This is a genomic window from Streptomyces sp. NPDC046900, assembly GCF_040644975.1.
In the GTDB taxonomy this organism is placed as follows: Bacteria; Actinomycetota; Actinomycetes; order Streptomycetales; family Streptomycetaceae; genus Streptomyces.
On record NZ_JBEYXD010000030.1, the window covers coordinates 82,354 to 100,105 of the forward strand.

A 17,752-nucleotide genomic window follows, 5' to 3' on the forward strand; every position below is an offset into this window, starting at 1 on the left:
GACGCGGGGCCAGTTCTGGTGCCGGTGCGCGGCGAGATCCTCGTCACGTCACCCGTCCGCAGCACGTGTCGGCGCGCCTGCGCGACGCCCTGCCGCCGTCCGGCTACTCCGCACGCATCACCGCCCGGCGTACGAGCAGATACAACTCGCACCCCAGGCAGTACCCGAACGCGGCATTGAGGAAGGCGGCGGCGAGTGCGGCCCCGGTCGCCGCGAATGCGAGCCACTGCCACCCGGCGGCATGGCCCACGAGCCCGAGGGCGGCGAAGACGAGGCCGACCGCCTGTGCGAACTGAGGTGGTTGCGGGGCCTCGAACTCCGTCGGCGGCCCGATCCGGGGCCGTACGAACCTCCGGAACAGCCACCCGTAGGGAGCTCGCGTCACACCCCCGGCCGCGCCCAGGGCGAACACCAGGAGCTGCCAGGCCAGTAGCCAGGCGCTACCGGTGACCAGGACGACGGCCAGTACCACGGTCGTCACGGCCGCCCCGAAACGCGGCCCCCTCGCATCGATGTCCATGAATCAAGCATTCCGCAGCGGCAACGATTCCTGGAGCCGGGAATCTTTGCAGTCTTGTGAATGCTGGAGCTGATGATGGGCGGACTCGTGGTGTGTGTGACCGTGCTCGTGCTGGCGAGTGCGTTCGGAGTGCTGCACCGGTGGCGGAGCGGGAGAGTGAGAGTGCGCGTGCGGGACGGCGGAAAGCGGCTCGGTGCCGCCGAGTTGGGCCAGGGGCTCGGCGAGCGGGCGACGCTCGTCCAGTTCTCCAGTGCCTTCTGCGCTCCTTGCCGGGCGACCCGGCGGGTCCTCGCCGAGGTGGCCACCATGGTGCCCGGCGTCGCCCATGTGGAGATCGACGCCGAGCAGCGGCTCGAACTCGTCCGAGCGCTCGACATCCTCAAGACGCCCGCCGTGCTCGTCCTGGACGCGGACGGGCGGATCGTTCGACGGGCCACGGGGCAGCCGCGCAAGGCGGATGTGATCGCCGCGCTCGGCGAGGCGGTCTGACACCTCCTCGGCCGCACGGCCAGGCCCTCCCCGAAGCATGTGAGGTGACTGTGAGGCAGCGGATGACGTATCTCCCAGATACCGGAACCGACTTGACTGCACCCACCATCTATCGTCAGCCTGACCACATGCCCCCGGAACTCCATCTTTTCGAACGGGTCCACGTGGACCTGGCCCGCACCGCGAGTGCGCGCTGTCCGGACTGCTGAGCAGCCACGGATCATCCCCCGCCGGCGGCCCTTCCCCCACTCTCGGCTCTGCTCGAGCGGGGGTCCCATGAGCGGGGAGCCCTCCACGTCACCGTCGCAGAAGGACAGTTCCATGACGGCCACGCCCGGCCTCGGTACCCCTCAGCTCGCCTCGCCCGACTTGCTGCGCTCCGTTTTCCGGCGGCACGCGGCCGGAGTGGCCGTGATCACCGCCCAAGGGGGCGGCAGGCCAGTCGGCTTCACCGCCACCTCCCTCACCTCCGTCTCCGCCGAGCCCCCGCTCATCTCGTTCGGCATCCGGGCCGGCTCCTCCAGCTGGGCCGTCATCTCCGAGGCCGACCACGTCGGCGTGCACATACTCGGCGAACACCAGGAAGCCCTGGCCCATACGTTCGCCAAGAGCGGCGCCGACCGTTTCGGCGCGCCCACACGGTGGCGCCAGGGGCCCGAGGGGGTTCCCGTGCTGGACCACGTGCTCGCCTGGCTCGTGTGCCGTGTCGTCGCGCGCGTCCCCGCGGGGGACCATCGCATCGTGCTCGCCGAGGTCGTCCTGGGCGACCCCTCGGGAGCCGGGCGCCCGCTGCTCTATCACCAGGGACGCTTCAACGGCCTGAGGGACTGAGCACCCACCGCCCGGGACGGGGGCGCCTCGACCGCCTGTCGGTCCGGGCGCGTGCCGCCGGAGCAAGCCGCAGCCCGCCCCGCCGGCTTGGGGGCCGGTCGTCCGCTGGTTACGCAGCGTTGTCAAGGTCACAGTTCAAAGCGCTTGCTTAGCGGGCATCCACTGGATGTACTGGTGAGTAATATTTCGTTCGGAGCGCGGGGTCGCCCCGACCGGGATCGGCCGCTTCAGGCGCCTATGCTGCCTGGAAGAAGGCAGCCCAGAAATGACGATGCAGTAGGAGAGCCGGCGTGAGCTTGAGGATCGTTGTCACTGTTAAGTACGTGCCCGACGCCACTGGCGACCGGCACTTCGCCGATGACCTGACCGTCGACCGGGACGACGTGGACGGTCTGCTCTCCGAGCTCGACGAATACGCGGTCGAGCAGGCCCTCCAGATCGCCGAGGATGCGGACGACGCCGAGGTCACCGTGTTGACCGTCGGACCCGAGGACGCCAAGGACGCGCTGCGCAAGGCGCTGTCGATGGGTGCCGACAAGGCGATCCATGTCGAGGACGACGATCTGCACGGCACGGACATCATCGGCACCTCGCTGGTGCTGGCCAAGGCGATCGAGAAGGCCGGGTACGACCTGGTGATCTCGGGCATGGCGTCCACCGACGGCACCGCCGGTGTGGTCCCGGCGCTGCTGGCCGAGCGTCTGGGCGTGCCGCAGGTCACGCTGCTGTCCGAGGTGTCCGTGGAGGACGGCACTGTGAAGGGCCGCCGCGACGGCGACACGGCCTCCGAGCAGCTCGAGGCGCAGCTGCCGGCCGTCGTCTCGGTCACCGACCAGTCGGGTGAGGCGCGTTACCCCTCCTTCAAGGGCATCATGGCGGCCAAGAAGAAGCCGGTTCAGTCCTGGGACCTCTCGGACCTGGAGATCGAGGCCGATCAGGTCGGTCTCGAGGGTGCCTGGACGAAGGTCGAGGCCGCGGCCGAGCGCCCGGCGCGTAGCGCGGGCACCATCGTCAAGGACGAGGGCGAGGGCGGCAAGCAGCTCGCTGAGTTCCTCGCGAGCCAGAAGTTCATCTAAGGCTTCCCAGCCTGACCGTCTCTCAGACTTCGCAATCCGCTAGGAGATCCATTCCCATGGCTGAAGTTCTCGTCTACGTCGACCACGTGGACGGCGTGGTCCGCAAGCCCACCCTGGAGCTGCTCACGCTGGCCCGCCGTATCGGCGAGCCGGTCGCCGTCGCCCTTGGTGCGGGCGCGGAGAACACCGCTGCCGCGCTCGCCGAGCACGGTGCCGCGCGGGTCCTCACGAACGACGCCCCGGAGTACGCCGACTACCTGGTCGTGCCGAAGGTGGACGGGCTGCAGGCCGCCTACGAGGCCGTCTCGCCGGCCGCGGTCCTGGTGCCGTCCTCCGCGGAGGGCAAGGAGATCGCCGCTCGTCTGGCCCTGCGTATCGGCTCCGGGATCATTACCGACGCCGTCGACCTGGAGGCCGGCGAGGAGGGTCCGGTGGCCACCCAGTCGGTGTTCGCCGCCTCCTTCACCACCACCTCCCGTGTCAGCAAGGGTGCCCCGGTCATCACCGTCAAGCCGAACTCGGCCGCGGTTCAGGCCGCCCCGGCCGCCGGTGCGGTCGAGGCGCTGACCGTGTCCTTCTCCGAGAAGGCCACCGGCACCAAGGTCACCGCCCGTACGCCGCGTGAGTCGACGGGCCGTCCGGAGCTGACCGAGGCCGCGATCGTGGTCTCCGGTGGCCGCGGTGTGGGCGGCGCGGAGAACTTCGCGGTCATCGAGGCGCTCGCCGACTCCCTCGGTGCGGCCGTCGGCGCCTCGCGTGCCGCGGTGGACGCGGGCTGGTACCCGCACAGCAACCAGGTCGGCCAGACCGGTAAGAGCGTGTCCCCGCAGCTGTACATCGCCTCCGGTATCTCCGGTGCGATCCAGCACCGTGCCGGTATGCAGACCTCGAAGACGATCGTCGCGATCAACAAGGACTCCGAGGCGCCGATCTTCGACCTGGTCGACTACGGCGTGGTGGGTGACCTCTTCGAGGTCGTCCCGCAGCTGACCGAGGAGATCAACACCCGCAAGGGCTGAGCGACTCCGCGGGCGCGAGGCCCCCGCGACCGAGCCGGCGGTCGCGGGGGCCTCGCGTCATCCCAGGGTGAGCGACGCCTGCACGGGCAGGTGGTCGCTGGCGAACTGGCCGTTGTGGGAGAAGGTGTTCACCGAGGCCCGGTGCGCCGAAACGCCGGGTGTGGCCAGGATCCAGTCGATGCGGTCGCCGTTCGGCTTCAGCGGCCGGTAGCCGTGGAAGGTGCCGTACAGCGCGGAGCGCTCCTCTGCCGCATCCCAGGTGTCGACGAGTCCGGCGCCCAGAAGCGTGTCGTAGACGGGATTCCTGTGGGCCGCCGCGTTGAAGTCACCCGTCACCACGACCGGCAGCGAGCGGTCGAGTCCGGCGATGCGGTCGGTGATCAGGGATGCGGCGCGCGAGCGCGCGTACTGACTGGCGTTGTCCAGGTGGGTGTTGAGGAGGTAGAACTCCCGTCCGCCCTGGCGCACGTCGCGGAAGCGGACCCAGGTGACCATGCGGATGCAGGCACCGCCCCAGGTGTTGGAGCCGATCACCTCTGGGGTGTCGGAGAGCCAGAAGTGGTCGTACTCCACCGGAGTGAGCCGCAGGGTGTCGTAGAAGACGGCCACGAACTCGTCACGGCTGCCGCCCGCGCGGCCCGTGCCGATCCATGCGTGGCCCGCCCCGAGGTCGGCCGCGATGTCACGGACCTGTTGGTAGAGGCCCTCCTGGGTTCCGAGGACGTGCGGCCGCTCTCTGTGCAGCAGTTCGCGCATCACCGGTCGTCGGACGGCCCAGCTGTTGGGTTCGGTGGTGCTCGCGAAGCGCAGGTTGAACGACATGACCTCCAGACGGCTGTCCTGCGGATCGGTGGCCGAGGCGTGCTGAAGGGACAGAGCCGTACTCGACAGCGGGAGGGTGACCGCGGCCGCCGCGAGGCCCTTGAGGCCCAGGCGGCGCGTGACTCGGCTGAGGTGGGGCACGAGGGGCTCCTTGCGAGGCGGGTGCCGGACGAGCCGGGCGCACCGTAGTGTGACAGAGCCGTATCAGACGGGCGTGAACATGGCAAAGGTGGGCGTGTCTCCCATGGATGGCGAGGAAGGCCCGGCACGCAAGAGGGTGTTGACCGGCGTCGAGAGCCGTGGATAGCTTCGTTCTACGGATTGTTGATTCCGTGGAGCGGAAAACGGGAGGGTGTGGGATGGGCGAAGGCCAGCAGGAGCGGGTGGCGACGAGCCTTGCGGGCGCCGTCGGCGAGGAGATCAGCGCGTCTCTCGCACCGGTCGACCGAGAGCTGGAGCTCCGCTATCCCGGTGACCGCGGCACGCGCCAGCCCGTCCACACGGTCTACGTCCCCGCGGACGCCTTCACGGCCGGAACCATCCGCTCCTGGGGTGACCAGGCCCTCGCCTCCCTGGACGAACACGCCCCAGACGCCGAGTCGTTGGCCGCCGTCCTGGGGCTCGCCGACGAGTTGGCCGGGCCCGTCCACGACCGTGTGCGCGCGAAACTGCGGCGCGAGCCGGTGGAAGACCTGAGGGTGGACTTCGAGGACGGCTACGGCCACCGCCCGGACGCCGAGGAGGACGAGGCAGCGGCCCGCGCGGCCCGGCTGATCGCCGGGGCGTATGCGAACGGTACGGCCGCGCCCTACATGGGCATCCGGATGAAGTGCATGGAGGCGGCGGTACGGGAGCGCGGGATCCGCACGCTGGACATCTTCCTGACGGGCCTTGTGGAGGCCGGCGGTCTGCCCGACGGGCTGGTGCTGACGCTGCCCAAGGTCACCTACGCCGAGCAGGTCACCGCCATGGTGCGGCTGCTGGAGGCGTTCGAGAAGGCGCGCGGCCTCCTGCCCGGACGGCTCGGGTTCGAGATCCAGATCGAGACCAGCCAGTCCATCCTCGCCGCCGACGGCACCGCGACGGTCGCCCGGATGATCCACGCCGCCGGGGGCCGCGCCACCGGACTGCACTACGGCACCTTCGACTACAGCGCCTGCCTCGGGGTGTCCGCGGCCTACCAGGCGAGCGACCACCCGGCCGCCGACCACGCCAAGGCGGTCATGCAGGTGGCGGCCGCCGGCACCGGCGTACGCGTCTGCGACGGCTCCACGAACGTCCTGCCGGTCGGCCCGACGGAGAAGGTCCACGAAGCCTGGCGGCTGCACTACCGGCTCACCCGGCGGGCGCTGGCCCGCGCCTACTACCAGGGCTGGGACATGCACCCCGGACACCTGCCGACCCGGTACGCCGCCGTGTTCGCCTTCTACCGGGAGGGCTTCGAGCAGGCCGCTGCACGGATCGCCCGCTATGTCCATCGCACCGCCGGCGATGTCATGGACGAGCCCGCGACCGCCAAGGCGCTCAGCGGCTATCTGCTGCGGGGGCTGGACTGCGGCGCGCTGGACGTCGAGGAGGTGGCGAAGGCCACCGGCCTGACCCGGGCGGACCTGGAAGGCTTCGCTGCGCCCGGGCGAGGCGATCTCACGATCTCGGGGACCTGAGCGGCCTGCGTTCGAGGCAGGGCTCCCAGGCGGGTGCCGGCACCCACGGCCTGCGCGGCGGCACGGGGTCCGAGCGCCCGGCCCTGAATCCGGGAAGGGCCGCGGCACGGATGCGGCCGGCGGTGGACGGCCCGCACTTCACCTACGGCGGCAGTGCGCCCGGGTGCTCCGCCCGGAGCCTTCGGTCACGTGCGGCCTCACAGGGTTCCCGGGCGCCCGGGAACCCGGCGGAGCGTCATCCCTCAGTCCGCGGGCGGGAGTTCGCCGGAGCCGCGGGTGATCAGCCGGGTCGGGAGTTCGATGCGCTCAGGGGCGATCAGAGTGCCGTCGAGCTGGCGGAACAGCCGCTCGGCGGCGGTGCGGCCGAGGGCGGCGGCGTCCTGGGCGACGACCGTGACGCCGGGCTTGAGGAGATCGGCCAGCTCGAAGTCGTCGAAGCCGACGAGGGCGACCGGGCGGTCGTGCTCGGCGAGGACACGGACGACGGTGACCGTCACACGGTTGTTGCCCGCGAAGATTGCGGTCACGGGGGAGGGACCCGACAGCATCTCATCCGCGGCGGTGCGCACCCGATCCGGATCGGTGACGCCGAGGGACATCCAGGAGTCCTCCACGGATATGTCCGCGTCCTCCATGGCGGCGCGGTAGCCGCGCAGTCGCTCGGCCGCGGTGTGGATGCGCGGCATGTCACCGATGAAACCGATGCGGCGGTGGCCGTGGGCGATGAGGTGGGCGACCCCGTTCCGGGCGCCGCCGAAGCTGTCGGACAGCACCACGTCGGCGTCGATCCGGCCGGCGGGGCGGTCCACGAACACCGTGGCGACGCCGGCCTTCATTTCCGGCTCCAGGTAGCGGTGGTCGTCGCCGGCCGGGATGACGACCAGTCCGTCCACGCGACGCGCGCACAGCGCGAGCGCCAGCTCCTGCTCGCGGTCCGGGTCCTCCGCGCTGGAACCGTTGATCAGCAGGGCGCCATGGGCGCGGGCGACTTCCTCGACCGCGCGGCTCAGCGGACCGTAGAACGGGTCCGCGAGGTCCTCGAGGACCAGGCCGATGCTCGCGGTGCGGCCCTTGCGGAGCACCCGCGCACTGTCGTTGCGGCGGAAGCCCAGTGCCTCGATGGCCTCCTGGACGCGGCGTTCGGTGTCGGGGGTGACCCCGGGCTCGCCGTTGACCACGCGCGAGACCGTCTTCAGGCCGACTCCGGCTCGTGCGGCCACGTCCTTCATGGTCGGACGATTGCCGTAGCGGTTCTCGGGTCGTCGGGCGGTGTCGGGCACGATGCGCTGTCCTGTCCTGTCGTCCACGGGGATGAGGCGGTCCCATGGGTGGTATGAGGATGTGGCGTCGAGCATAGAGCCTGGACAACGTTGTCAGATCCAGGAGACACTGTCCACCGCAATCTCCGGCCTGCGCCTTCCCTCATAGGCGCCTCCTGCCAGTGCCCGGCCGGGGGAACCGGACCCATGGCGGCGGCCCGCCGTCCGCCGGGCCGGTACGACTGAAGCATGGGGAGATCTGACCAGGATGCACACCGACCTCGTGGCCGCACTCGACATCGGCGGCACCAAGATCGCCGGAGCGCTGGTGGACGGCCATGGCCGGATCCTGCTGCGTGCGCAGCGTGCGACGCCCGCCCAGGAGCACGGCGACACCGTCATGGGGGCCGTGGAGGAGGTCGTGGCGGAACTGGCGGTCTCGCCGTTGTGGAGCAGGGCGCAGGCCGTCGGCATCGGCAGCGCGGGTCCGGTGGACGCGTCCGCAGGAACGGTCAGTCCGGTCAACGTTCCGGGATGGCGCGGGTATCCGCTGGTGGAGCGGGTCCGGGCCGCGACGGGCGGACTGCCCGTCGAGCTGATCGGCGACGGCGTGGCGATCACGGCCGCCGAGCACTGGCAGGGCGCGGCCCGCGGCCACGACAACGCGCTGTGCATGGTGGTGTCGACGGGCGTCGGCGGAGGCCTGGTCCTGAACGGGCGCCTGCACCCCGGTCCGACCGGGAACGCGGGCCACATCGGGCACATCAGCGTCGACCTCGACGGCGATCCGTGCCCGTGCGGATCGCGGGGCTGTGTGGAGCGCATCGCGAGCGGGCCGAACATCGCCCGCCGCGCCCTGGAGGGCGGCTGGCAGCCGGGTCCGGACGGTGACGCCTCGGCGGCCGCGGTGGCGGCCGCGGCGCGTGCGGGCGACCCGGTGGCCCTGGCCTCCTTCGAGCGGGCCGCTCAGGCGCTGGCCGCGGGGATCGCCGCCACCGCGACCCTCGTGGAGATCGACATCGCGGTGATCGGCGGGGGAGTGGGCAAGGCGGGCGACGTCCTCTTCGCACCCCTGCGCAAGGCCCTGACCGATTACGCGACCCTCTCGTTCGTGCAGCGTCTGACCGTGACGCCCGCCCAGATGGGCACGGACGCGGGTCTCGTGGGCGCGGCAGCCGCGGCGCTTCGCGGCAGGGAGAACGCGGCGACGGTGGGCCTCCCGATCTGATCGCGGACGGAGACGACCGGCGCGCGGCATCGCGGGGAGCCGGGCGAGGAGTACGGGTACCGGGGCGGCGTGTACGGCTGCGCCCGGTGGACGGTGCCGTCTGCGCTTCCCGCGGCGGCGACGCAGTGCGGGGGCCGGTGCCGCTGCGGCTGCTGAGGTGAGTGGCCGAGCGTCCCGGCAGGGGGCGCCGCATGTGCGCGAGGGGCCGGTAGGGCTCGTCCTGCCGTCGATGGCCGGCTCCGGGCCCCTCCCGCGCGAACCGGGAAGGCGCCCCCGTCGCTGGTTCATCGGGGGCGCCCACGCGCGCCTCAGCGACTCGAGCTCAGCAACTCAGCTTCGCGTCCGCCCAGTCCGCATGATCCGAGTCGATCCCGTCGCCGCCATCGGTGACGACGAGGTGGACGACCCGTGCGCCCGTCACCTTCGCGGTGAGCGGCTGGGCGGTCGCCGCGTTGGTCAGCACCCCCGTCGAGGCGACCGTGGTGCCGTCCGCCGTGATCTCGAAGGCGACCGTGCCCTTGCTGCCCTTCTCGTCGTCCACGCCGACCTCGGCAGTCACCGTCTCGCACGCCCCGCCGGTGCAGTAGGCGATGTCGCTCGCGGCGTGTGCGCCGAGCCCCTTGGCGTACCCGACCCCGCCGATGGTGAGCGGATGGCCGTCACCCGCGGCACTCTCCCCGTTGCTGGTGTCGCGTTCCACCGGCCCGTACCCGTTGGTCGCCGACAACCACGGCAGATCGCTCAGATACGAGACCCCCGAGCGCGGTGGCACGACCACGGTCGCCGTCGCCGGCACCACGCTGTCGACCCGGGCGCCCGTCGGCGACCGGTAGGCCGCCCTCAGCGTTGCATGGTGCGCCGTCGGGGCCGACGCCGTCGCCATCGAATGGGGTGCCACCGGCGAAGTCCCGGGCCGGGCCGGACACTCGACTCCCGACGAGGCGTCAGCTCGTGCGTGACCCCTGCCCCGGCTCCGCAGTTGAACAGGGCATGAAGAAGCGCAGCATGCTCGCCATCGCCTCCCTCGCCACCGGATTCGTCGTGGCCGCCATCACTCCCTCGCCCGCCGCCGACCACGACGGGCTCGGCGACCTCAACGTGAAGGACACGTTCACCACCGTCGACCACACCATCGGCCACGACAGCCTGGCCGTGGACGAGGGCACCCTGGGCGAGAACAGCTGACGAGACCCGCGACGCGGCGCCGGTGCCTGTGGACGGCAGGGGTACCGGCGTCGCGGCACGCCGTCGCCGGATGCGCCCTCATCAGCGCCGGGTTTCCGTGGCAGGGTGGAGCGGGCAAGCCACAGGGGGCCAACAGAAGAGGGGGAACCGTGATCGTCTGGATCAACGGTGCGTTCGGTGCGGGGAAGACGACCACCGCACGGGAACTGATCGAACTGATCCCGAACAGCGCGCTCTTCGACCCTGAGGTCATCGGCGGGGCGCTCACGCACCTGCTGCCGGCGAAGCACCTCGCCGACGTCGGCGACTTCCAGGACCTGCCGATCTGGCGGCGGCTGGTGATCGACACGGCGGCCGCGATGCTCGCGGAACTCGGCGGTGTGCTCGTGGTTCCGATGACCCTTCTCCGCCAGGAGTACCGCGACGAGATCTTCGGTGGGCTCGCCGCCCGCCGCATCCCCGTGCGCCATATTCTCCTCGCTCCGGCTGAAACGATACTGCGGGAGCGAATAGCCGGTCGGGAGGTCCCGCCGGACCTGCCCGACGGCGACATGCGGGTCCGGCAGTGGGCGTACGACCACATCGAGTCCTATCGCGCCGCGCTCGGCGCCTGGCTCACCGCCGACGCGTACCCCGTCGACACCGGCGCCCTCTCCCCGCACGAGACCGCCGTGCGGATCGCCGAGGCCGTCCGTTCCGGCTCCGCGTCCGTGTGCGACATCGTGCAGACGCCCGAGCCGACCGCCGAAACCGTCGCCGCGGGCGTGCTGTTGTTCGACGAGCAGGACCGTGTGCTGCTCGTCGACCCCACCTACAAAGCCGGCTGGGAGTTCCCGGGCGGCGTCGTCGAACCCGGTGAGGCCCCCGCCCGCGCCGGCATCCGCGAGGTCGCCGAGGAGACCGGCATCACGCTGGACGAGGTCCCGCGGCTGCTGGTCGTCGACTGGGAACCCCCCACGCCGCCCGGCTACGGCGGACTGCGCCTCCTCTTCGACGGGGGCCGACTCGACAGCACCGAAGCCGGCCGTCTCCTGCTGCCCGGCCCTGAGCTGCGCGACTGGCGGTTCGTCACCGAGACCGAGGCGGGGGATCTGCTTCCGCCGGTGCGCTACGAGCGGCTGCGCTGGGCGCTGCGCGCACGCGAACGCGGCGCGGCACTCTACTTGGAGGCCGGCGTCCCGGTCGACTGAACCGCGCGCTGCCTGCCGACGGCGACGTCCCGGGTCGGCTCGACTGCCCTCTGCCCGGAGGCGGGACTGCCCACGGCGAAGCGGGGGCGGAGACGCGAAAGGGGTGCGCCGACATCCGTGGGACGGGAGTGGACGGACCTCCGGCCCGGAGCGAAGTTCCTTCGCCGCGGGCCGGAGTCATGGAGTTCGCCGCGTGGACCGGAGCCGGTCAGCTCGCCGCGTAGTTCTGCAGGAACAGCGCCTCGGTGACCGACAGACGCTCCAACTCCTGCGGAGAGACGCTCTCGTTGACCGCGTGGATCTGCGCCTCCGGCTCGCTCAGACCGATGAGGAGGATCTCCGCCTTCGGGTACAGCGACGCGAGGGTGTTGCACAGCGGGATGGAGCCGCCCTGGCCGGCGTACTGCATCTCCTGGCCCGGGTAGGCGACCGCCATCGCCTCTGCCATGGCCGTGTAGGCCGGGCTGGAGGTGTCCGCGCGGAACGGCTGCCCCTGCCCGATCTGCTCGGTCCGCACCCGTGCGCCCCACGGGGTGCGCGCCTCCACATGGGCCTGGAGCAGCTTCGTCGCCTCGACCGCGTCCACCCCCGGCGGCACCCGCAGGCTGATCAGCGCCCGGGCGCTTGCCTGGACCGACGGGGTCGCGCCCACCACCGGCGGGCAGTCGATGCCGAGGACGGTGACGGCCGGACGCGCCCAGATACGGTCGGCGACCGACCCCGAGCCGATCAACCCGACTCCCTCGAGCACCTTCGCGTCCGTGCGGAACTGCTCCTCGGCGTACTCGACGCCGGACCAGCCGGAATCCGACGCCAGCCCCTCGACCGTCGTCGACCCGTCCTCGGCCCGCAGCGAGTCCAGGACGCGGATCAGGGCGGCCAGCGCGTCAGGAGCGGCGCCACCGAACTGGCCCGAGTGCAGATTCCCTTCGAGGGTGTCCACCTGGACCCGGACCAGGGTCATGCCACGCAGCGTGGAGGTCACCGTCGGCAGGCCGACGCGGAAGTTGCCCGTGTCGCCGATGACGATGGTGTCGGCGGTGAGCAGGTCCGGGTGCTCCTCGGCGTACCGCTCCAGACCGCCGGTGCCCTGCTCCTCGGAACCCTCGGCGATCACCTTGACGTGCACGGGCACGCCGCCGTTCGCCTTCAGGGCGCGCAGCGCGAGCAGATGCATGATGAGACCGCCCTTGCAGTCGGCGGTGCCGCGGCCGTACCAGCGGCCGTCGCGCTCCGTCAGCTCGAAGGGCGGAGTGGTCCAGCCGGCCGGGTCGAGCGGCGGCTGCACGTCGTAGTGCGCGTACAGCAGCACCGTCTTCGCGCCCTCGGGGCCGGGCAGGTAGCCGTACACCGACTGCGTGCCGTCCGGGGTGTCGAGCAGCGCCACGTCCTCGAAGCCCTCGGTGCGCAGCGCGTCGGCGATCCACCGGGCGGCGCCCTCGCTCTCGCTCTTCGGGAACTGGTCGAAGTCCGCCACCGACTTGAAGGCCACCAGTTCGGTGAGCTCTTCCTTCGCCTTGGGCATCAGCGAGGCAACGGCCTCGGCGACCGGATTCGACGACATGGGCACGCTCCTTGTAGGTGCGACGTTGTACCGATGAGTACGTCCTGTATGGGTATGCGTAGGCGCGTACTGGTGTGCAGTGCGCATACGCTGCCGATCCTCCCACAGTGGCCTGTGGCGACGCCGCCGTAGGATGCGGGAGGCAGGTGCGGCAGTCCTTTGGATCGGAGGCAGTGGACCATCGTGAGCGGCGAGAACTCTTCAGCGGACGGCGTACAGCGGGTGTGGGACGTCGTCGTGGTGGGCGCGGGACCCGCGGGTGCCTCGGCCGCCTACGCGGCGGCCGTCGCGGGGCGCGGCGTGCTGATGCTGGAGAAGTCGGAGCTGCCGCGCTACAAGACGTGCGGGGGCGGCATCATCGGGCCCTCCCGCGACGCCCTGCCGCCCGGGTTCGAGCTGCCGCTGCGCGACCGCGTGCATGCGATCACCTTCTCCAACAACGGACGTTTCACCCGCACTCGCCGCTCCAAGAACATGCTGTTCGGGCTGATCAACCGCCCCGAGTTCGACCAGCAGCTCGTCGAGCACGCGATGAAGGCGGGCGCCGAACTGCGGACGGGCGTGACCGTTTCACGGGTCGAGCAGCACGGCTCGGCGGTGCCCGACCGGCGCACGGTCGCCGTTGTCCTGCAGGGCGGCGAGACGGTGCTGGCGCGCGCCGTCGTGGGTGCGGACGGCAGCGCCAGCCGTATAGGGGCCCACGTCGGAGTCAAGCTGGACCAGGTGGATCTGGGCCTGGAGGCGGAGATCCCGGTACCGGAGACCGTGGCCGAGGACTGGAAGGGCCGGGTGCTCCTCGACTGGGGCCCGATGCCCGGAAGCTACGGCTGGGTCTTCCCGAAGGGCGACACGCTGACGGTCGGCGTGATCTCCGCTCGTGGTGAAGGCGCCGCGACCAAGCGGTACTTGGAGGACTTCATCGCCCGGCTCGGGCTAGCCGGCTTCGAACCGAGCATTTCCTCCGGGCACTTGACCCGCTGCCGCGCCGACGACTCGCCGCTGTCGCGCGGGCGGGTGCTGGTGTGCGGAGACGCGGCGGGGCTGCTGGAGCCGTGGACCCGTGAGGGCATCTCGTTCGCGTTGCGGTCGGGGCGGCTCGCGGGGGAGTGGGCGGTGCGCATCGCGGAGGCCCACGACGGGGTGGACACGCGCCGGCAGGCTCTGAACTACGCGTTCGCGATCAAGGCGGGACTGGGCGTCGAGATGAGCGTCGGCAAGCGGCTGCTGGCCGCGTTCGAGCGTCGTCCCGGTCTGTTCCACGCGGCTCTGACCGGGTTCCGTCCCGCCTGGAATGCGTTCAAGGACATCACTCAGGGGGCCACGTCCCTGGCCGAGATCGTCCGCAGCCGCCCGATCGCCCAGCGCGCGCTGACCGTGCTGGACCCTCGGCCCGCGGGCGAGAGCGCCGGCTCCTGACCCCGGTGCGGGTCAGCTCTTGACCGTGATGTGGAAGACGGGGTGGTCCGGGGCGATGCGGCGCAGGTCCGCGTCCGGGGAGTCGGGCCCTACGCCCTTGAAGAAGACGCCGACCTCGGCCTTCCAGCGCTTGAGGTAGGCGCGCAGGAGCGGAACCTTGTCGTCGTCGGCGACTTCGGTCGCGGTGAACACCTCCACGTTCTTCCCGAGGTGCAGTTCGCCGCCCCCGGCCGCGCGCATGTTGTGGGTCCACTGGACGTGACCGCGGGGAGCGAGCAGGTACTGCCGGCCGTCCACGGTCAGCAGGTTCACGGGAGTGGTGCGCCACTCACCGCTCTTGCGCCCGCGGACCGCGAGGACGCGTGACCCCCAGATGCTGATGCCGCGGCGGGTCAGCCAGGCCACCGCATTGTTGAAGACGTTGACGGTGAACCAGCCGGGCTTCTGCACGTGCGTGGACATGGCCGCATCCTCCTGGACGGAAAAGTGTGAGCAGTGCTCTCGCTTGGATGAGTATGGGTGTGATCGGCGCTTCAATGCAAGAGCAGCGCTCTCGTTAGTGTGCGGTGCTCTTGTTCTTGGGCGTCGCTTTACTTGGAGAGCGGTGCTCTGTCTGGCGGGGCGTTCCCGGGGGGTGGCGTTGGTGTGTGCCTGGCGGATCTGTGGTGGGTGTGGCGGCTGCCTGTGCGGCGGATCTGTGGTGGGTGTGGCGGCGAGTTTCCTGCGGGCGGCGCTGTAGTCGAAGCGCAACGCATGATGTCCGGATCGTCGTAGAGCACCGCTCTCGTTTGTGTGCACTGCTCCGTATCCGTGCAACACTGCCTGTATGAGCACTGCACAAGGGGCTCGCGCCCGTGCCCGGATCGAAGTCACCGCCGCCATCAAAGAAGAGGCGCGCCGACAGCTCGCCTCGGAAGGCGCCTCCAGACTGTCGCTGCGCGCGGTCGCCCGCGAGCTCGGCATGGTCTCCTCCGCGCTCTACCGCTACTTCCCGAGTCGCGACGACCTGCTCACCGCCCTCATCATCGACGCCTACGACTCCCTGGGGGAGACCGCGGAGGCCGCCGACGCCAAGGCCGGCGATGTCGCCCCCGCGCAGCGCTGGGTCACCGTGTGCGAGGCGGTGCGGGGCTGGGCGCTCGCGCATCCGCATGAGTACGCGCTCATCTACGGCTCGCCCGTGCCCGGTTACGCCGCGCCCGAGACGACCATCCCGCCCGCCTCCCGGGTCGGCCTCCTGCTCCTCGGCATCGTGCGCGACGCGTATCGGCAGCGTGGTGTGGCCCGCCCGCGGGTGCCCGCCGAACTCGAGCCCGAGGCCCGCCGTATGACCGCCGAGCTGGCGCCCGGCCTCCCGCCGGAGGTCGTCACGGCCATGGTGGCCGCCTGGGCGCAGCTGTACGGGCTGGTCGGGTTCGAGTTGTTCGGGCAGTTCCACAACGTGGTGGAGGACCGGGGCGCGTTCTTCCGGCACGCGGTGGCCCAACTCGCCCACGGGGTCGGCCTGGTGTTCCCCTAGGTCCGTCGACAGGTTCCGGCCTTCGGGAAGTTGATGGGCAGGTTCCGGCCGTCGGCAAGTCGACACGGTCCAGCCCTGATCCAGCCCTATGGAGTCGGGCTCTTCGTGCGCGAACCTGGGCGAACCGTGCTTCGGGCGGCCGAACCCTCCCGCAAGTGGGTCACCTTCACCCGGCACTTCAGCGCCAGGTGCTGCGGGAAAGTCCGGGCACGGTTCTCAGCTACGCCGACGGGCGTTCAGCCGGGCGGCCTGGCGTGTCAGGTGGTCGCGCTCGGCGAGGTTGGGTGCCTTTTGGGCCGCATCGACGTACAGCCGTGCCGCCGTCTCCAGCTCGCCGTCGCGCTCGTGGAGGTACGCGGCCACCGCGGCGTGGCGAGGCAGCGAGTCGTTCAGTGCCGCGAGCGCCGCCAGCCCGGCGCGCGGTCCGTCGGCCTCGCCGACGGCGACAGCGCGGTTGAGCCGGACGACGGGGCTGTCGGTCAGGCGTGTGAGCTCGTCGTACCACTCGACGATCTGCACCCAGTCGGTCTCCTCGGCGGTGGGCGCGTCGGCGTGGAGTGCAGCGATGGCGGCCTGGGCCTGGAACTCGCCGAGCCGGTCGCGGGCCAGGGCCGTCTGCAGGATCTCGACGCCCTCGGCGATCGACTTGGTGTCCCAGCGGCCGCGGTCCTGCTCGGCGAGCGGTACCAGGCTGCCGTCGGGTGCGGTCCGTGAGGCCCGCCGGGCGTGGTGGAGCAGCATGAGGGCGAGCAGTCCCGCCACCTCGGGGTGGTCGATCGCGGCCGCGAGCTGCCGGGTGAGCCGGATGGCCTCGGCGGCGAGGTCGACGTCGCCGGAGTAGCCCTCGTTGAAGACCAGGTAGAGGACGCGCAGCACGGTGGCGACGTCGCCGGGCTGGTCGAACCGCACGCCGGAGACGGTGCGCTTGGCCCGGCTGATGCGCTGCGCCATGGTCGCCTCGGGCACCAGGTAGGCCTGGGCGATCTGGCGGGTGGTCAGCCCGCCGACGGCGCGCAGCGTGAGCGCGACCGCGGACGACGGTGTCAGCGACGGGTGGGCGCACAGGAAGTAGAGCTGGAGCGTGTCGTCCACCGCGGGCGCGGGCCCGGGCGCCGGCTCCTCGTCGAGGAGGTCCTCACGCCGGCGGCGGGCGGCGTCCGCCCGGGTCGCGTCGAGGAACCGGCGCCAGGCCACGGTGACCAGCCAGCCCTTCGGGTCCCGCGGCGGGTCGGCCGGCCACACGCGGAACGCCTCGATCAGCGCGTCCTGCACGGCGTCCTCGGCCGCCGCGAAGTCGGCTCCGCGGCGGACGAGGATTCCGAGCACGCTCGGGGTGAGGCTCCGGAGCAGGGCCTCGTTCATCGGTGAGGTCACTCCGTGATGGTGGGCGGCGCGGCCATGATGGGGCGTACTTCGAGCCACTCGTGGATCGGCTTCCCGCCTGCCCCGGGGGCGGCCGACAGTTCCCCGGCCAGCTCGACGGCGCGGTCATAGCTGTCGACGTCGATGATCATCCAGCCGGCGATGAGGTCCTTGGTCTCGGCGAACGGGCCGTCGGTGACCGGGGGACGCCCCTCGCCGTCGTACCGGACCCACGCCCCCTCGGGGGCGAGTCCCTGAGCGTCGACGAACTCGCCGGTCTTCTCCAGCCGGGCCGCGAAGTCGTGCATGTACTGCACGTGCGCCGAGATCTCCTCCGGCGTCCACTGGTCCATGCGCACGTCGTTCACCGGAGCCGGGGCGCCGCGGTAGTGCTTGAGCAGCAAGTACTTGGCCATGGGGTTTCTCCTCGGTACTGGTGCGACCCATTGTGGTCACGTTCACCGCTGGGACGGAGCCGGTCACGGGTTCTCGACATCGCCGTCAGATTTTTTTGGCTCTCCTGTCGCTTCCGTGGGTGGGGTTATGCGAGTTGACGGCCTGGTAGCTGCGGGCGGTGTCCGCCGAGGCTGAGCATCGCCAGGGCGATC

At 71.2% G+C, this 17,752-nt stretch carries 17 protein-coding genes and 1 pseudogene; 10 read left to right on the forward strand and 8 right to left on the reverse strand.

The features are described 5' to 3' along the window. Positions 1 to 103: 103 nt before the first annotated feature. On the reverse strand, positions 104 to 520 hold the full coding sequence (locus ABZ904_RS26685; RefSeq protein ID WP_361825899.1) for a DUF4395 domain-containing protein: 417 nt from the start codon (positions 518 to 520) through the stop codon (positions 104 to 106). A 75-nt stretch (positions 521 to 595) separates the two neighbouring features. On the opposite strand from ABZ904_RS26685, the gene ABZ904_RS26690 reads away from it, so the two are divergent. From ABZ904_RS26690 to ABZ904_RS26705, 4 genes are all read left to right on the forward strand, one after another. After that, the gene (locus tag ABZ904_RS26690; protein ID WP_361825912.1) at positions 596 to 1,009 is read left to right on the forward strand and encodes a thioredoxin family protein; all 414 of its coding nucleotides are present in this window, start codon (positions 596 to 598) and stop codon (positions 1,007 to 1,009) included. 321 nt (positions 1,010 to 1,330) lie between these two features. Continuing rightward, on the forward strand, positions 1,331 to 1,840 hold the full coding sequence (locus tag ABZ904_RS26695; RefSeq protein WP_359402385.1) for a flavin reductase family protein: 510 nt from the start codon (positions 1,331 to 1,333) through the stop codon (positions 1,838 to 1,840). A gap of 290 nt (positions 1,841 to 2,130) precedes the next feature. Then, positions 2,131 to 2,916: an electron transfer flavoprotein subunit beta/FixA family protein gene (locus ABZ904_RS26700; RefSeq protein WP_361825901.1), complete on the forward strand. Its 786-nt coding sequence runs from the start codon at positions 2,131 to 2,133 to the stop codon at positions 2,914 to 2,916. Between the two features lie 56 nt (positions 2,917 to 2,972). Then, the gene (locus ABZ904_RS26705) at positions 2,973 to 3,935 is read left to right on the forward strand and encodes an electron transfer flavoprotein subunit alpha/FixB family protein (protein ID WP_361825903.1); all 963 of its coding nucleotides are present in this window, start codon (positions 2,973 to 2,975) and stop codon (positions 3,933 to 3,935) included. Positions 3,936 to 3,992: 57 nt separating this feature from the next. Here ABZ904_RS26705 and ABZ904_RS26710 read toward each other — a convergent pair whose 3' ends face one another. Continuing rightward, positions 3,993 to 4,898, reverse strand: coding sequence for an endonuclease/exonuclease/phosphatase family protein (locus ABZ904_RS26710; RefSeq protein WP_359396563.1), 906 nt, complete (start codon positions 4,896 to 4,898; stop codon positions 3,993 to 3,995). Positions 4,899 to 5,116: 218 nt separating this feature from the next. On the opposite strand from ABZ904_RS26710, the gene ABZ904_RS26715 reads away from it, so the two are divergent. After that, positions 5,117 to 6,421 carry an aldolase/citrate lyase family protein gene (locus tag ABZ904_RS26715; protein WP_361825905.1) on the forward strand — a complete coding sequence of 435 codons (1,305 nt, stop codon included), beginning with the start codon at positions 5,117 to 5,119 and terminating at the stop codon, positions 6,419 to 6,421. A 242-nt stretch (positions 6,422 to 6,663) separates the two neighbouring features. Here ABZ904_RS26715 and ABZ904_RS26720 read toward each other — a convergent pair whose 3' ends face one another. Continuing rightward, complete coding sequence (locus ABZ904_RS26720; protein ID WP_359396581.1) at positions 6,664 to 7,701, reverse strand: LacI family DNA-binding transcriptional regulator; 1,038 nt, start codon at positions 7,699 to 7,701, stop codon at positions 6,664 to 6,666. Positions 7,702 to 7,948: 247 nt separating this feature from the next. Here ABZ904_RS26720 and ABZ904_RS26725 point away from each other — a divergent pair, with 247 nt between their 5' ends. Beyond that, on the forward strand, positions 7,949 to 8,908 hold the full coding sequence (locus ABZ904_RS26725; protein ID WP_359396559.1) for an ROK family protein: 960 nt from the start codon (positions 7,949 to 7,951) through the stop codon (positions 8,906 to 8,908). Between the two features lie 322 nt (positions 8,909 to 9,230). Here the strand turns inward: ABZ904_RS26725 and ABZ904_RS26730 are convergent. Beyond that, positions 9,231 to 9,755: pseudogene (locus ABZ904_RS26730) on the reverse strand (NPCBM/NEW2 domain-containing protein); the annotation flags it as partial. 143 nt (positions 9,756 to 9,898) lie between these two features. Between ABZ904_RS26730 and ABZ904_RS26735 the strand changes: the two are divergent. Beyond that, positions 9,899 to 10,093 carry a hypothetical protein gene (locus tag ABZ904_RS26735; RefSeq protein WP_359396557.1) on the forward strand — a complete coding sequence of 65 codons (195 nt, stop codon included), beginning with the start codon at positions 9,899 to 9,901 and terminating at the stop codon, positions 10,091 to 10,093. 149 nt (positions 10,094 to 10,242) lie between these two features. Beyond that, the gene (locus tag ABZ904_RS26740) at positions 10,243 to 11,283 is read left to right on the forward strand and encodes an NUDIX domain-containing protein (RefSeq protein ID WP_359396555.1); all 1,041 of its coding nucleotides are present in this window, start codon (positions 10,243 to 10,245) and stop codon (positions 11,281 to 11,283) included. Between the two features lie 208 nt (positions 11,284 to 11,491). Here the strand turns inward: ABZ904_RS26740 and ABZ904_RS26745 are convergent, their stop codons facing one another. Beyond that, positions 11,492 to 12,847: a dipeptidase gene (locus tag ABZ904_RS26745; RefSeq protein WP_360993957.1), complete on the reverse strand. Its 1,356-nt coding sequence runs from the start codon at positions 12,845 to 12,847 to the stop codon at positions 11,492 to 11,494. Positions 12,848 to 13,030: 183 nt separating this feature from the next. On the opposite strand from ABZ904_RS26745, the gene ABZ904_RS26750 reads away from it, so the two are divergent. Beyond that, positions 13,031 to 14,263: a geranylgeranyl reductase family protein gene (locus tag ABZ904_RS26750; RefSeq protein WP_360994144.1), complete on the forward strand. Its 1,233-nt coding sequence runs from the start codon at positions 13,031 to 13,033 to the stop codon at positions 14,261 to 14,263. Between the two features lie 12 nt (positions 14,264 to 14,275). Here ABZ904_RS26750 and ABZ904_RS26755 read toward each other — a convergent pair whose 3' ends face one another. Then, a complete protein-coding gene (locus ABZ904_RS26755) occupies positions 14,276 to 14,725 on the reverse strand; it encodes a nitroreductase family deazaflavin-dependent oxidoreductase (protein ID WP_359396549.1) in 450 nt (149 codons plus the stop codon). A gap of 364 nt (positions 14,726 to 15,089) precedes the next feature. Between ABZ904_RS26755 and ABZ904_RS26760 the strand changes: the two genes are divergently transcribed. Next, positions 15,090 to 15,782 carry a TetR/AcrR family transcriptional regulator gene (locus ABZ904_RS26760; RefSeq protein ID WP_360993954.1) on the forward strand — a complete coding sequence of 231 codons (693 nt, stop codon included), beginning with the start codon at positions 15,090 to 15,092 and terminating at the stop codon, positions 15,780 to 15,782. 216 nt (positions 15,783 to 15,998) lie between these two features. Here ABZ904_RS26760 and ABZ904_RS26765 read toward each other — a convergent pair whose 3' ends face one another. Together ABZ904_RS26765 and ABZ904_RS26770 are read right to left on the reverse strand one after the other, a co-directional pair. Next, entirely contained in the window at positions 15,999 to 17,144 is a 1,146-nt protein-coding gene (locus ABZ904_RS26765; RefSeq protein WP_359396579.1) for a DUF6596 domain-containing protein, read from the reverse strand. Between the two features lie 8 nt (positions 17,145 to 17,152). Continuing rightward, positions 17,153 to 17,560: a YciI family protein gene (locus ABZ904_RS26770; RefSeq protein ID WP_359396543.1), complete on the reverse strand. Its 408-nt coding sequence runs from the start codon at positions 17,558 to 17,560 to the stop codon at positions 17,153 to 17,155. Positions 17,561 to 17,752: the final 192 nt, after the last annotated feature.

Coding starts and splice junctions, on each gene's coding strand:
- ABZ904_RS26685 (WP_361825899.1), bottom strand. CDS start 520: ATGGACATCGATGCGAGGGGGCCGCGTTTCGGGGCGGCCGTGACGACC.
- ABZ904_RS26690 (WP_361825912.1), top strand. CDS start 596: ATGGGCGGACTCGTGGTGTGTGTGACCGTGCTCGTGCTGGCGAGTGCG.
- ABZ904_RS26695 (WP_359402385.1), top strand. CDS start 1,331: ATGACGGCCACGCCCGGCCTCGGTACCCCTCAGCTCGCCTCGCCCGAC.
- ABZ904_RS26705 (WP_361825903.1), top strand. CDS start 2,973: ATGGCTGAAGTTCTCGTCTACGTCGACCACGTGGACGGCGTGGTCCGC.
- ABZ904_RS26715 (WP_361825905.1), top strand. CDS start 5,117: ATGGGCGAAGGCCAGCAGGAGCGGGTGGCGACGAGCCTTGCGGGCGCC.
- ABZ904_RS26725 (WP_359396559.1), top strand. CDS start 7,949: ATGCACACCGACCTCGTGGCCGCACTCGACATCGGCGGCACCAAGATC.
- ABZ904_RS26735 (WP_359396557.1), top strand. CDS start 9,899: ATGAAGAAGCGCAGCATGCTCGCCATCGCCTCCCTCGCCACCGGATTC.
- ABZ904_RS26745 (WP_360993957.1), bottom strand. CDS start 12,847: ATGTCGTCGAATCCGGTCGCCGAGGCCGTTGCCTCGCTGATGCCCAAG.
- ABZ904_RS26755 (WP_359396549.1), bottom strand. CDS start 14,725: ATGTCCACGCACGTGCAGAAGCCCGGCTGGTTCACCGTCAACGTCTTC.
- ABZ904_RS26760 (WP_360993954.1), top strand. CDS start 15,090: ATGAGCACTGCACAAGGGGCTCGCGCCCGTGCCCGGATCGAAGTCACC.
- ABZ904_RS26765 (WP_359396579.1), bottom strand. CDS start 17,144: ATGAACGAGGCCCTGCTCCGGAGCCTCACCCCGAGCGTGCTCGGAATC.
- ABZ904_RS26770 (WP_359396543.1), bottom strand. CDS start 17,560: ATGGCCAAGTACTTGCTGCTCAAGCACTACCGCGGCGCCCCGGCTCCG.